At 75.0% G+C, this 15,652-nt stretch carries 1 protein-coding gene and 1 pseudogene; both read right to left on the reverse strand.

What is annotated here, in order from left to right:
- Window positions 1-19: 19 nt before the first annotated feature.
- Window positions 20-10,189, reverse strand: a pseudogene (locus ABT297_RS23835) (type I polyketide synthase); the annotation flags it as partial.
- 32 nt (window positions 10,190-10,221) lie between these two features.
- Window positions 10,222-15,652 (reverse strand): type I polyketide synthase (locus tag ABT297_RS23840; protein ID WP_502885632.1); only part of this gene is annotated, 5,431 nt, incomplete at its 5' end.

Genomic DNA, 15,652 nt, shown 5'->3' on the forward strand with positions numbered 1-15,652 from the left:
CCTCTCCTTCTCCGGCCGGTCAGGCACGGCCGCCACCGAGCGCCATCCGCACCAGACCGTCCACATCCATCTCCTTGATCGGTTCCGACTCGTCCGCCCCGGACTCGTCCGGCACGAGAGGTTGTTCGGCAGCACCGGTCTCCCGCAGCCGCAGCAACGCGTCGAGGAGGCCCGCCGTCCGCAGCCGCTGCGGCGAGATCGTCGCCAGCAGGCGGCGTACCGTCTCGTCGTCGACGACCGTGTCCGGCCCGGGCGGCGCCGCGACCGGCACCAGACGCTCGGCGATGTACGCCGCGACCGCCTCGGGCGTCGGATGGTCGAAGACGAGCGTGGCGGGCAGCCGCAGCCCGGTGACCGCGTTGAGCTGGTTGCGCAGCTCGACGGAGGTCAACGAGTCGAACCCGAGGTCCTTGAAGGCCAGCTCCACCTCGACCGTCTCGGCTCCTCGGTGCCGCAGCACCTCCGCGACCTTGCCGCGGACCAGGCTCTCGAGCAGCTCCCTGCGCTCGTCCGCGCCGGCCCCGGCCAGGCGCCGACGCAGCGAGGTCGCCTCGGTCGCGTCCACGGCCGCGGAGCCCGCCGTGCGCCGCGTCACGCCACGCACCAGGCCGCGCATGAGGGCGGGCACGTCGGCGATGCTCGCCGGCCGCTGCCGGCCCAGGGTCAGGCGTACGGGCACCAGCAGCGCCTCGTCGGACCGCAGCGCCGCGTCGAACAGCGCGAGGCCCTCGGCGTCGGTGAGCGGCATCACCCCACCACGGGTCATCCGCTGCCGCTGCCGCTCGTCGAGGGTTCCGGTCAGGTCGCTACGCCGCTCCCACAGCCCCCAGGCGAGCGACTGCCCGGCCAACCCCCGGGCACGCCGGTGGGCGGCCAGCGCGTCGAGGAACGCGTTGCCGGCCGCGTAGTTGGACTGCCCCGCGTTGCCGATGACGCCGGCGGCCGAGGAGAACAGGACGAAGGCCGACAGCGGCAGCCCGCGGGTCAGCTCATGCAGGTTCAGCGCCCCGTCGATCTTGGGCCGGAGCACGGCGTCGAGCCGTTCGGCGGTCAGGGACTCCACGACGCCGTCGTCCAGCACCCCGGCCGTGTGCACGACCGCCGTCAACGGGTGCTCGTCGGGCACCTCAGCCAGGATCGCCGCGAGCGCGTCCCGGTCAGCGACGTCGCAGGCGGCGAACCGCGCCTCGGCGCCCAGCCCGGCCAGCTCCGCGAGGAGCCCGGCGGCCTGCGGCGCGTCCGCTCCCCGCCGGCTGAGCAGCACCAACCGGCGCACCCCGTGCTCCGCGGCCAGGTGCCGCGCGACCAGACCGGCGAGCACGCCGCCGGCGCCGGTGATCAGCACGGTGCCCTCCGGGTCGAACCGCACCTCCACCGACGTGCCGGCCGTCTGGACCCGAGCCAGCCGGGGAGCCGACAACACGCCCTCGCGGACGGCGAGCTGGGGCTCACCGGCGGCCAGGCCGGCGGGCAGCAGCGCGAGCAGCTCCGCCGGGTCCGCCGTGTCGAGCAGCACGAACCGGTCCGGGTGCTCGGACTGCGCCGAGCGGACGAGGCCACGCGCGGCCGCGCCCGCCAGATCGGTCACCCCTTCGCCCGGACGGGTCTCGACGGCCCCGGTCGTCACCAGCACCAGCCGGGCGTCCGCGTACCGGTCGTCGGCCAGCCAGCCCTGGACCATCGCCAGGACCTCGGCCGTCGCCGGGCGGGCGCCCGCCGGGCCGTCCTCGCGGGCCCGGCACACGGCGAGTACCACGTCCGGAACCGGTGCGCCCCGGTCGATCGCGGCGGTAAGGCCGGCGAGATCGGGATACGTGTCGGGCAGCAGACCGGCCGGCCCGATGGCCGCCCACCGCCCGGCCGGCGGCAGGCTCGCGTCAGACTCGGGCAGCGGCACCCAGTCCACCCGCAACAGCGCGTCCTGGGCGCCCGCGGCCGGCTTGCTCAGGCTGTCCACCTCGACCGGCCGAACCGCCAGGGCACCGACCGAGACCACCGGCCGCCCGTGGGAGTCGGCCGCGTCGATCGTCACACTGCCGCCGGCCCCGAAGGCCAGCCGTACCCGCAGGTGGCTCGCACCGGTCGCGTGCAACGTCACGCGACTCCACGAGAACGGCAGCCGCGCGGTGCCGGGGGCGCCGCCGGCCTCGTCGTCGCTCTCCGGGACGAGCCACAGGCCGTGCAGCGCGGCGTCCAGCAGGGCGGGATGCACGCCGAACGACGCGGCGGCACGGTCCTCGCGGTCCGGCAGCCGTACCTCGGTGAAGATCTCGCCGTCGCGACGCCACGCGGCACGGACGCCTTGGAAGGCCGGGCCGTAGCGGTAACCGGAGCCGGCGAAGCGGTCGTACAGGTCCTCGACCGCCACCGGCGCGGCACCCAGCGGCGGCCAGGCACGCTCGGCCCCCGGGGACGCCTCGCCCGCCTCGGCCACGATTCCCGTCGCGTGCCGGGTCCACTGCCGATCGAGCGAGTCCTCGACGCGGGAGGAGATGTCCACGGTGCGGCTGCCGTTCCCGTCGGGTGCTCCCACCCGGGCCTGGACCCGCACCGCCGCGGCGGCGGGCAGGACGAGCGGAGCCTCCAGCGTGAGCTCCTCGATCAGCGCACAGCCGGCCTCGGCGGCGGCCCGCAACGCCAGCTCGAGGAAGGCGGTGCCGGGCAGCAGCACCACGTCCGACACCGCGTGGTCGGCGAGCCAGGGCTGGATTCGCGTCGACAGCCGGCCGCTGAGCAGGATCTCGCCGGTTTCGGCGACCTCTGCGGCCGCGCTCAGCAGGGGATGGCGGGTGACGTCCAGACCCGCCGCGGCCAGGTCCTCGCCACCGCCGGCGGCCGGCATCGCCCAGTAGTGCCGACGCTGGAAGGCATAGGTCGGCAGGTCGATCCGGCGGGCGCCGGTGCTGGCGAAGAGGGCCGGCCAGTTCACGGGCCGGCCACACGCCCACGCCTCGCCCAGTGAGAGCAGCAGGCTGGCCCAGCCGTCGCGGTCGCGGCGCAGGGTGCCGAGCACCGCGCCGTGACGGCCGGCGTCCTCCAGCGTCTCGGCGATGCTGACCTTCAGCACCGGGTGGGGGCTGACCTCGATGAACGTGGTGTAGCCCCGCTCCGGCAGCGCCCGCACGGCGTCCTCGAAGCCGACGGTACGGCGCAGGTTGGCGTACCAGTAGGCGCCGTTCATGGAGCCGGTGTCCAGCCACTCCCCCGTCACCGTCGAAAAGAACGGCACCTCGCCGGTGACCGCCGTGATCGTGCCGAGTTCGCGCAGCAGCCTGGCCTCGATGCGTTCGACCTGCGCCGAGTGCGACGCGTAGTCGACGTCCACCCGGCGGGCGCGGATGCCTCGGGCCTCGCACACGGCCAGCAGCTCGGCGATCGCGTCGGCGCCGCCGGAGACGACCACGGCCGACGACCCGTTGCGGGCAGCCAGCGACAGTCGGTCCCCCCACGGTTCGATGAGCTGCTCGACCTGCGGCGCCGGCCGCGCGATCGACGCCATCCCGCCGCTGCCGACGATCCCGGTGAGCGCGCGCGAGCGCAGCGCGACCACCCGGGCGCCTTCCTCGAGCGACAGGCCGCCGGCCACGACGGCAGCGGCGATCTCGCCCTGGGAATGGCCCACGACCGCGTCGGGCTCCACGCCGTAGGACCGCCAGAGCGCGGCGAGCGAGACCATCACCGCGAAGAGCACCGGTTGTACCACGTCCACCCGGTCAAGCGGCTGGGCCGAGCGTACGACCTCCAGCAGCGACCAGTCGACGTAGGGCGCCAGCGCCCGGTCGCACTCCGCCATCCGCTCCGCGAAGACGGGCGACTCCGTCAGCAGGTCACGGGTCATGCCGGCCCACTGCGAGCCCTGCCCGGGGAAGACGAAGACGGTCCGGCTCTCCGCGTCCCGCACACCGCGGACGGCGTCCGGCGTACCGGTGCCCTCCGCCACGGCGCGCAGCGCGGCGTCGAGGTCGTCGCCGTCGCCGACGAGCACGCAGCGGTGCTCGAACGCGGTCCGACCGGCGAGCGAGAGACCCACATCCGCCGGGTCCGCGTCGCCGACCTGATCCAGGTGGGCACGCAGCCGCGCCGCCTGGTCCCGCAACGCCGCGGCGGTGCGCGCCGACAGCACCCAGGGCAGCTGCCGTCCGGGCTCCGGCACGGCCGGCTCACGGGGCCGCTCCGGCTCGGTGCTCTGCTCCAGGATCGCGTGGGCGTTCGTCCCGCTCAGGCCGAAGGAGGAGACACCGGCCCGGCGTACCCGGCCGCTGTCGGGCCAAGGCACCAGGCCGGTCACGAGCCGCAGGGCGCCCCGGTTCCAGTCGACGTGGGTGGTCGGTTCGCCGATGTGCAGCGACGGCGGAACCTGGCCATGGCGCAACGCCAGGACCATCTTGATCACTCCCGCGACACCCGAGGTGGCCTGGGTGTGGCCGAGGTTCGACTTGAGCGAGCCGATCAGCGCCGGACGGTCGGCCGGACGGTCCTGCCCGTACGTGGCCAGCAACGCCTGCGCCTCGATCGGGTCGCCGAGCCTGGTGCCGGTGCCATGCGCCTCCACCACGTCGACGTCCGCGGCGGACAGGCCGGCGTTGGCCAGCGCCGCCCGGATCACCCGCTGCTGCGACGGCCCGTTCGGCGCGGAGAGGCCGTTGCTGGCACCGTCCTGGTTGACGGCCGAACCCCGCAGCACGGCCAGCACCGGATGACCGTTGCGCCGCGCGTCGCTGAGCCGCTCGACCACGAGCACGCCGACCCCCTCGCCCATGCCCATACCGTCGGCGGTGTCGGCGAATGCCTTGCACCGGCCGTCGGCGGCGAGGCCCCGCTGCCGCGAGAAGCTGAGCAGCGCACCGGGCGTGGACATGACCGCGACACCGCCGACCAATGCGAGCGAGCAGTCACCGTCGCGCAGCGCGCCGGCCGCGGTGTGCAGCGCGACCAGCGACGACGAGCAGGCGGTGTCCACGGTGATCGCCGGGCCCTCGAAACCGAACGTGTACGCGACCCGGCCGGAGACGACGCTCGCGGCGCTCCCGGTCAACAGGTGCCCCTCGCCTTCCCCGGAGCGGGCGACAGCCGAGGCGTAGTCGCCGTAGTTGACGCCGACGTAGACGCCCGTGCGCGACCCGCGCAGCGCCTCCGGTTCCAGCCCGGCGCGCTCCAATGCCTCCCAGGAGGTCTCCAGCAGGAGCCGCTGCTGCGGGTCCATCGCGATGGCCTCACGCGGCGAGACCCCGAAGAAGCCGGCGTCGAACTCGCCGGCGTCGTGCAGGAATCCGCCCTCGCGGGTGCTGGAGGTGCCGGGGTGGTCCGGGTCGGGGTCGTAGAGCTCGTCCACCGGCCAGCCCCGGTCGGTGGGGAAGCCGCTGACGGCGTCGCGGCCGTCCAGCAGCAGCTGCCAGAGCTTCTCCGGGGTGTCGATCCCGCCGGGCAGGCGGCATCCCATCGCGACGATGGCGATCAGGTCGTCCTCCGGCGTGACGGACTCGGGCGCCGCGACCGGTGCCGCGGCCGCCGCGGCGGGCTCGCCGAGCAGCTCGGCGGTGATGTGCGCGGCGAGCGCGTTCGAGGAGGGGTGGTCGAAGACGAGGGAGGAGGGCAGCCGCAGCCCGGTCGCGGCGTTGAGGCGGTTCCGCAGCTCGACGGCCGTCAACGAGGCGAAGCCGAGATCCTGGAACGCCTTGCCCGGTGGCACCGCCTGCGGGGAGTCGTGGCCCAGGACCGTGGCGGCCTGGGTGCGGACCAGGTCGAGCACGGTGCGGGTGCGCTCGGCGACCGGCAGCCGGGCCAGCCGCCGGCGCAGCTGCGACGCGACCGGGGTCTGCCCCGCCGCGTCGTCGCCCTCGATCGCGGCGCGTGCCTCGGGCAGGGCTCGCAGCAGAGCGCTGGGCCGGCTCGACGCGAACACGGGAGCGAAGCGCTCCCAGTCGACGTCGGCGACCGCGACGACGGTCTCGTCGTCGTCGAGGACCTGCTGCAGGGCGGCGATGGCCACCTCGGGGTCGATGCGGCGCAGGCCGTGCTCGTCCAGATTGAACAGATCGGCGCCGTCCCCCGCGATCGGGGGCTGCCCGGGATCGGCCGCCTGCCAGACACCCCAGTCGACCGTTGTCGCGGTCAGTCCCCGGGCACGACGGTGCTGTGCCAGCGCGTCCAGATAGGCGTTGCCGGCGGCGTACGCGCCGTGGTCGCCGCTGCCCCACACGCCGGCGATCGACGAGCACAGGACGAAGGCGTCGAGCTCCCGGTCGAGCAGGGCGTCCAGGTGCTCGGCGCCGGCGGCCTTGGCCGCGACCACACCGGCGAACGCCTCCATCGGGGAGGCCTCGAGTGCGGCGAGCGCGATGAACGCGGCGGCGTGCACGACCGCGGTGACCGGGCTGCCCTGCTCGTCCAGGCCGGTGAGCAGGCGCTCGACCTGGTCGCGGTCGGTGAGGTCGCAGGCGGGCATGCTGAGCCGGGTGCCGTACTCGGCCAGCTCCGCCCGCAGCCGCTCGGCACCGGGGGCCGCCGGGCCGCGACGACCGGGCAGGACCAGGTGTTCGGCCCCGCCGCGAGCCAGCCAGCGGGCGATGTGCGGTCCGACCGCCCCGGTACCGCCGGTGAGCAGGACCGTGCCGCGCGGCCGCCACGACCGGGGGTCGGCTCGCGCCGGGCGGGCTGCGTGGATGAGCCGCCGGGCGAACAGTCCCGCCGGGCGGATCGAGAGCTGGTCTTCGCCCGCGGCGTCGCCCGCGCCGCTCAGCGCCGCGCCGAGCCGGTGCCGGACGCGGTCGCTCGGCTCCGCGGGCAGGTCGAGCAGGCCACCCCAGAGCCGCGGGTGCTCCAGTGCGGCCACCATGCCGGTACCCCAGACAAGCGCCTGGCGGGGTGCGGTGAGCGGGTCGGTGTCGCCGGTCGAGACAGCGCCGGTGGTGAGGCACCACAGCGGGGCGGTGCAGCCGGCATCGGTCAGTGCCTGCACCAGGGCGAGCGTGAGCGCGGTGCCCACGGGCAGCGCCGGGTGGGCCGGATGCGGCCGCTCGGCGAGGGCCAGGAGGGACACCACCCCGGCCGGCTCGTCCGTGCCCGCGGAACCGAGGATGCCGGCGGAACCGAGGGTGCCGGCAAGCCGGCCGCGGTCCGCGTCACCGTCGGCGAGCTCGACGGTGACGACGTCGGCGCCGAGCTCGGAGAGCGCCTGGGCGGTCCACCGGGCGTACGGGAGGTCGTGGCCGCCGGGTGGCAGGACGAGAAGCCATCGGCCGGCGAGCGCGACGGCCGCCGGGTCGGCGAGCCGGCGCCAGGCGATGCGGTACCGCATGGCGTCGGACGCGGCGTCGAACGCCGAGCGCTCCCGGTGCCGCCGATGCCAGGCGCTCAGGCCCGGCAGCACCAGGCCAAGGGGCTCGGCGTCGACGGCGAGCGCGCCGGCCAGCTCGGTCGCGTCCCCGCGGCCGACGAGATCCCAGAACTCGCTGTCGGCGACGGTCCCGTCCGGACCCGGCGCCGTGCGTTCGACGGGGTCGCTCCAGAAGCGGCGCTCCTGGAACGGGTACGTGGGAAGGTCGACGCGGCGGGCGCCGGGGAAAGCGGTGGACCAGTCCACGGCCACGCCGCGCACCCAGAGCTCGGCCGCGCAGGTCAGGGCCTGCCGAAGGCCGCCCTCGTCGCGGCGCAGCGTGCCGGCGACCACCGCGTCGCCCAGGCCGGCGGCCTCGACGGTCTCCCGCGCGGGCACGGTCAGCACAGGGTGCGGCGAGACCTCGACGAACACGTCGTGCCCCTGGCGCGCCAGTTCCCGGACGGCGTCCTCGAAGCGCACCGTGCCACGCAGATTGCGGTACCAGTAGCCGGCGTCCATCCCGGCGGTGTCGAGCCAGTCACCGGTGAGCGTGGAGAAGAGCGGTGTGCCGCCGGTCCGGGGGCTGATGCCGGCGAGGCTCGAGCGCAGCTCGTCCCGGATCTGCTCGACCTGCGCCGAGTGCGACGCGTAGTCGACCGGCAGCGATCTGGCGCGCAGCCCCCGCTCGGCGCAGTGGGCGACCAGCTCGGCGAGGGCGTCCGGGGCGCCGCTGACGACGACGGCGGCGGGGCCGTTCACGGCCGCCACCGAGATGCGATCCGCCCAGGGCGCGATCTCGGCCTGCGCGCGGTCGCGGGAGAGCGCCAGGGACACCATGCCGCCGCGGCCGGCCAGCGCGGCGATGGCCCGGCTGCGCAGTGCCACGACCTTCGCGCCGTCGGCCAGCGACAGGCCGCCCGCCACCACGGCGGCGGCGATCTCGCCCTGGCTGTGGCCGACGACCGCGTCCGGCTCGACTCCCCAGGATCGCCACAGCGCGGCGAGCGACACCATCATCGCGAACAGCGCGGGCTGAACGACGTCGACCCGGTCCAGCGACGGCGCACCCGGCGCACCGCGCAGCACGTCGGTCAGCGACCAGTCCACCAGAGCGCGCAGGGCCTGCTCGCACTCGGCGACCGAGGCGGCGAAGACCGGCGACTCGGCGAGGAGCTCGCGGGCCATCCCCGCCCACTGGGCGCCCTGTCCCGGGAAGACGAACACGGTCCGGCCGGCTCCCGGTTCCGTGTCCCCGGTGACCACCCCGGGCGGCGCCGGATGGGCGCGGGCAACCGCGCCGAGGCCGTCGAGCAGTTCGGCACGGTCCGCGGCGACCACCACGGCGCGGTGCTCGAACGCCGTCCGGGTGGTGGCCAGCGAGAATCCGACATCGCGGAGATCGGCGGCGGGGTCGGCGGACAACCGGCCCGTGATCCGCACCGCCTGGTCGCGCAGCGCGCCCGGGGTCCGGCCGGCGAGGACGTACGGCGCGACCGGCGCACGCGGCGGGCGCGGCTGGGCGGGCGCCGGCTCGGCAGCGTCGGCAGTGGGCGCCTGTTCGAGGATGAGGTGCGCGTTGGTGCCGCTCATACCGAACGCCGACACGCCCGCCCGCCGCGGCCGCCCGGTCGACGGCCACGGACGGTTGACGGTCAGCAGCTCGACGGCACCCGCGGACCAGTCGACGTGCGGTGTGGGCTCGGTGACGTGCAACGTCCGCGGCAGGGTGCCGTGGTTGAGCGCGAGCACGGTCTTGATGACGCCGGCCACCCCGGCCGCCGACTGGGTGTGTCCGATGTTCGACTTGACGGAGCCCAGCCAAAGCGGCCGGTCCGCCGGCCGATCCTGGCCGTACGTGGCGAGCAGCGCATCGGCCTCGATCGGGTCGCCGAGCGTGGTGCCGGTCCCGTGTGCCTCGACCGCGTCCACGTCGGCGGCGGTGAGCCCGGCGTCGGCGAGCGCCACCTGGATGAGGCGCTGCTGGGAAGGTCCGTTCGGGGCGGTCAGCCCGTTGCTGGCGCCGTCCTGGTTGACGGCGGAGCCACGGATCACCGCCAGCACTGGGTGTCCGTTCCGGTGCGCGTCGCGGAGGCGCTCGAGCAGGATGACGCCGACCCCCTCGCCCCAACCGGTGCCGTCCGCCGAAGCCGAGAACGCCTTGCACCGGCCGTCGGAGGACATCGCGCCCTGCCGGCTGAACTCCGCGAAGACCAGCGGCAGGGACATCAGCGCCACGCCGCCGGCCAACGCCAGGGAGCACTCCCCCTTGCGCAGTGCCTGCGTGGCCAGGTGTATCGCGACCAGCGCGGCGGAGCAGGCGGTGTCCACGGTGACCGCCGGGCCCTCGAGACCGAGCGTGTAGGACACCCGCCCGGACAGCACGCTCAACGAGCTCCCGGTGACGATGAAGTTCCGTACGGCGTCCGGCGCTTCCAGGCTCGCCTGGGCGTACCCCTGATCGACGGCCCCGGCGAACACCCCGGTCGAGCTGCCGCGCAGCGAGGCTGGGTCGATGCCGGCCCGCTCGATGGCCTCCCACACCGTGGTCAGCAACAGCCGCTGCTGGGGGTCCATCGCACTCGCCTCGTGTGGTGACACGGCGAAGAAGCCCGGATCGAAGTCGGCGATCCCGTCGATGAACGCGCCACGGCACGGCACCTCGCTCGCGTTGAGTCGCGCGATGTCCCAGCCGCGGTCCTCCGGCACGGGGGTCACCGCGTCCCGGCCCTGCACCACCAGGTCCCACAGTTGCTCAGGCGTGCGCACACCGCCGGGGAAGCGGCAGCTCATCGACACGATCGCGATCGGCTCGTGCGCCGCGGCCTCGGCGTCGGCGAGCTGCCGCCGGGTGCGCTGCAGGTCGATCGTGACGCGGTTGAGGTACTCGCGGAGCTTCTGCTCGCTCATGAGAGGCCCAGTTCCTTGTCGATGAGGTCGAACAGCTCGTCGTTGGTCGCGGACTCGATGGCCTGCTCCGACCCCGTGCCGTGCCCGGTCCCGCTCGCCTCGCCGAGCGACTCGACCTTCGACAGCGCACGGTGCAACCGCTCGGCCACCTCGGGTGGGAGCGCCGGGTCCGTCCCGCCACCCGGCGCCATGGCGTCGATCAGAGACTCAAGCCGATTCAGCTCGGCGAGCAGCGCGGATGTGGGTGGCGCCACCGGCTCGGCGGGCGTGATCCTGGTGAGGATGTGCCGAGTCAGCGCCTCGGGGGTGGGGTGGTCGAAGACGAGCGCGGCCGGCAGCCGCACCCCGACGGCGCTCGCCAACCGGTTGCGCAGCTCGACGCCGGTCAACGAGTCGAAGCCGAGCTCCTTGAACGGCCGCGAGGGGCGGATCGGCTCCGACGACTCGTGGCCGAGCACCGCCGCCGCGTTGCCGCGGACCAGTTCCAGCAGCGCCCGGTGCGCCTCGGCCGCGGTGAGCCCGGCGAGCCGGCCGGCGAACGAGGGACCGGGCTCGCCGGCGGTCCGCGCCCGCCGCAGTGCCTGCCGGGGCCTGCGTACGAGGCCACTCAGCACGGACGGGACCCGGCTGCCGGAGAGCGCGGCCGGATCGAGCCGCGCGGCGAACACGTACGGCCGGGCCGAGCGCCACGCCGCGTCGAACAGTGCCAGCCCCTCCGCCGAGGTCAGCGCGCCAAGCCCGGCGCGAGCCATCCGCCCCGCCCCGGTGTCCGCCACCGCCGCCGTCAGCTCGCTGCGCTCCTGCCAGAGCCCCCAGCCGATGGAGATGCCTGACAGCCCCAGGGCACGCCGCCCGGCGGCGAGGGCGTCCAGCGCGGCGTTGGCGGCGGCGTAGTTCGCCTGGCCCGCCCCGCCGAGCAGGGCCGCACCCGAGGAGAAGAGCACGAAGGCCGACAGGTCGCGGTCCCGGGTCAGCTCGTGCAGGGCGATCGCGGCGTCCACCTTGGGCCGCAGTACCCGCTCCACCTGCTCCGCGGTGAGCGAGCCGAGGACGCCGTCGGCCAGTACGCCGGCGGCGTGCACGACAGCCGTGAGCGGCCGGTCGTCCGGTATCGAGGCCAGGACCTCGGCCAGGGCACGGCGGTCGGCGACGTCGCAGGCGACGGCCGTGGCGTGGGCGCCCAGCCCGGCGAGGTCGTCGAGCAGCGCGGCCACGTTCGGCGCCTCCGCGCCGCGACGGCTGACCAGCAGCAGGTGTCGTACGCCGTGCTCGGCGGCCAGGTGCCGGGCCACGAGCCGGCCGAGCGTACCCGTGCCGCCGGTGATCAGCACCGTGCCCGCCGGATCCACCGGCGTGGGCATGACCAGCACGTTCTTGCCGACGTGGCGGGCCTTGCCGAGGTAGCGGAACGCCTCCGGAGCCAGCCGGACGTCCCAGCGGGTCAGCGGCAACGGGGAGAGCACGCCACGCTCGAAGAGCGACAGCACCTCCGCGAGCATCTCGCCGATGCGCCGGGGACCGGCCTGCATGAGGTCGAACGCCTGGTACCGCACGCCCGGGTGCTCGCGTGCGACCTCCTCGGCGGAGCGCACGTCGGTTTTGCCCATCTCCACGAAGCTCCCGCCCCGGGGCAGCAGGTCCAGCGAGGCGTCGACGAACTCCCTGGCCAGGCAGTCGAGGACGACGTCCACGCCGCGGCCCCCGGTGGTGGCCCGGAAGCGCTCGGCGAACGCGAGCGTCCGCGTCGAGCCGATGTGCGCGTCGTCGAGGCCCGCGGCCCGCAGCACGTCCCACTTCGGGGGGCTGGCGGTGCCGAAGACCTCGGCCCCGGCGTGCCGGGCGAGTTGCACCGCGGCCATCCCGACGCCGCCGGTGGCGGCGTGCACCAGCACCGACTGGCCGGGCCGAAGGCCACCGAGGTCGAACAGGCCGTAGTACGCGGTGAGGAAGGCGATCGGCACGGACGCGGCCTGGTCGAACGACCAGCCCGCGGGGACACGGGCGACGGTGGCGCGCTCCGCGACGACGACCGGACCGAACGCCCCGCCGAACACACCCATCACCCGGTCGCCGGGGACCAGGTCCGTCACGCCGGTCCCGGCCTCCAGCACGACGCCGGCGCCCTCGCTGCCCAATGTGGGCTGTTCGGGGTCGAGGCCGAGGGAGACCACGACGTCGTGGAAGTTCAGGCCGGCGGCTCGCACGGCGATGCGTACCTGCTGCGCGCCGAGGGGCGCGAGCGCCTCGGGAGCGGGGATCAGCGCGAGCCCGTCGACCGGGCTCTCACCCGCGAACCCGAGCCGCCAGGTGGTGTCCTCCGGCGGGGTGAGCTCGTCCCGGCCGGCGTCGACCAGGCGGGGGACGAACAGCTCGCCGCGTCGCGCGGCCCACTGGGCCTGCCCCTCGTCCGCGGCGGGCACCGCGGTCATCAACGCACGCAGCGACGCGGGGTCCTCGTCGAGGTCGGCGAGCACGAACCGGCCCGGGTTCTCGATCTGCGCGGTCCGCACCAGGCCCCAGACGCCCGAACCTCGGTCCTCGGCCCGGTCGCCGGGTTCGGTACGGATCGCGCCCCGAGTGAGAACCACGAGCGTGGAATCCGCGAGGCGCTCGTCCGCCAGCCAGTCCTGCACCAGGGTGAGCGCGTGCAGCGTGGCGATGCGCAGCCGGTCCTCGGGGGCGGCGCCGGCGGCGGACACGTCGGCGAGCACGAATGCTGGTACCTCCCCGGTGGCGAGCGTGGCGGGATCGGGCCACGCCGGCACCTCCGGCAGCGCGTCGCGGAAGGTGCCGCCGAGCATTCCCCAGGTGCCGGTGACGGCGGCGTCGCCGGGCGCGGGGGCGGGCGTCCACTCCAGGTGCAGCAGGCGCTCGTCGCCACCGGTGGCCGCGCGCAGCCCGTCCGCCGGCAAGGGACGCAGCGCGAGCGAGCCCACGTTCAGCACGAGCCGGCCGGTGAGGTCCCGTGCCTGAAGCGACACCTCCTGCGCGCCGTGGGCGGTGACGCGGACCCGCAGCGCGGCGGCACCGGCGGCGTGGGCGGTGACACCGGTCCACGAGAACGGCAGGCGGGCCACGTCGTCACGGTCCGGCAGCAGCGCCGAGACCTGCAGGGCACCGTCGAGCAGGGCCGGATGCAGCAGGTAGTCCTCGCCGTCGCGCGGCTGTGGGAGGGCCAGCTCGGCGAAGATCTCGTCGCCGCTGCGCCAGGCGGCCCGCACGCCCCGGAAGGTCGGCCCGTAGCGGTATCCGGCCGAGGCGAACCTCTCGTAGAGGCCGGAGACCTCGACGGGCTCGGCGCCGGCCGGTGGCCAGGACACGACGGCGTCCTCGGGCGCGTCGCCGCTCGGGGCCAGCATGCCGGCGGCGTACACGGTCCATGCGGCGGGGTCCTCGTCGGGCCGGCTGTGGATGCTCACCGAGCGCCGGCCGTCCCGCGCCGGCGGGCCGACGCGCACCTGCAGCCGCAGCGAGCCTCGCTCGGGCACCACCAGCGGAGCCTGCAGGGTGAGCTCGTCGACGAGCCCGCAGCCCACCTCGTCGGCCGCACGCAACGCGAGCTCGAGGAGGGCGGTACCGGGCAGCACCGTCATGCCGGACACCGAGTGCTCGGCCAGCCAGGGCGTCGTGGCGATCGACAGCCGTCCGGTGAGCACATGCTCGCCGGAGTCGGCCAGCTCCACGGCGGCGCCCACCAGCGGATGACCGGTGGCGCCGAGACCCGCGGCGCCCACGTCCGCCGGCCGGTGCGTGGCGTCGAGCCAGTAGCGGGTGCGCTCGAACGGGTACGTGGGCAGATCGGTCCGGCGGGCGCCGGTACCGGCGAACACGGCGTTCCAGTCCAGGTCGACGCCGCCCGCGTGGGCCTCGCCCAGCGACAGCAGCAGCCGGGCTTGCCCGCCCTCGCCGCGGCGCAGCGAGCCGGTGACGACGATCGGAGCAGGGCTGTCCTCGAGCGCCTCACCGATCCCGGCCGTCAGCACCGGATGCGGGCTGACCTCGACGAAGGCGGTGAAGCCGGCCTCCGCGAGCGCCCGGACGGCGGGTTCGAACCGGACGGTCCCGCGCAGGTTGCGGTACCAGTACTCGGGTCCGAGCTCGGGCCCGTCGAGCCATGCGGAGTCCAGCGTGGAGTACATCGAGACCTGGGCGTTCCCGGGGGTCACGCTCGCGAGCGCGTCGATCAGCTCGTCCCGGATGGCCTCCACGTGCGCGGAGTGCGAGGCGTAGTCGACCTCGATCCGCCGGGCGCGGACTCCGTCTCGCTCGCAGGAGGCGAGCAGTTCCGCCACGGCAGCGGGTTCGCCGGCCACGACGGTGGCCCGGGGCCCGTTGATCGCGGCGATGGCGAGGCCGCCCGCACGACCGTCCAGGCGAGCCTCGACCTCGTGGGCGGGCAGGGCGACCGAGGCCATGGCCCCCCGGCCGGCGATGGCGCGCAGCAACCGGCTGCGCAGGGCGACGACCTTGGCGCCGTCCTCGAGCGACAGCGCACCGGCCACCACCGCGGCCGCGATCTCGCCCTGCGAGTGGCCGAGGACCGCGTCCGGCTCGACACCGTAGGACCGCCACGTCGCGGCCAGCGAGACCATGACGGCGAACAGCGCGGGCTGTACCCGGTCCACCAACTCCAGAGCGATCGGGTCCTTCAGAACGTCGACGAGCGACACGTCGAGGTACGGCGCGAGCGCACGCTCGCAGGCGGCCATCGTGGCGGCGAACACGGGATTCGCGTCGAGCAGCTCCAGGGCCATACCGGCCCACTGGGCGCCCTGGCCGGGGAACACGAACACCGTGCGGCCGGCGGATCCCGCGACGCCCTGCGCCGTGGTGGCGGACGGTGTCCCGGCGGCGAGGGCGCGCAGCCCCTCGGTCAGCTCCTCGCGGTCGCCGACCAGCACCGCGCGGTGCGAGTGGCGGGCGCGGGTGACGGCGAGGGACAGCCCGACGTCGCCGGAACGCAGCTCGGGATTCGTCTCGAGGTGCCGGACGAGCCGCCCGGCCTGGGCGCGCAGCGCGCCGGAGCTGCGGGCGGACAGTACCCAGGCCAGCGGTGGCTCACCGGCGGTCGTGGGAACCTCCGCGGGTGTCGGTTCGGGTGCCTGCTCCAACACCACATGCGCATTCGTCCCACTCACACCGAACGCCGACACACCAGCCCGACGCACACCCACCCCATCCCACACCCGAGCCTCCGACAACAACCGCACCCCACCCGACGACCAATCCACCACCGGCGACGGCACATCCACATGCAACGACGCCGGCATCACCCCAAACCGCAACGCCTGCACCATCTTGATCACACCACCCACACCCGCAGCCGCAGACATATGACCAACATTCGACTTCAACGACCCCAACCACACCGGACGCCCAACCGCCCGACCCCGCCCATACGTCGCCAACAACGCCCGCACCTCAATC

Origin of the sequence: Dactylosporangium sp. NPDC000555 (assembly GCF_040300025.1) — a bacterium.
In the GTDB taxonomy this organism is placed as follows: domain Bacteria; phylum Actinomycetota; class Actinomycetes; order Mycobacteriales; family Micromonosporaceae; genus Dactylosporangium.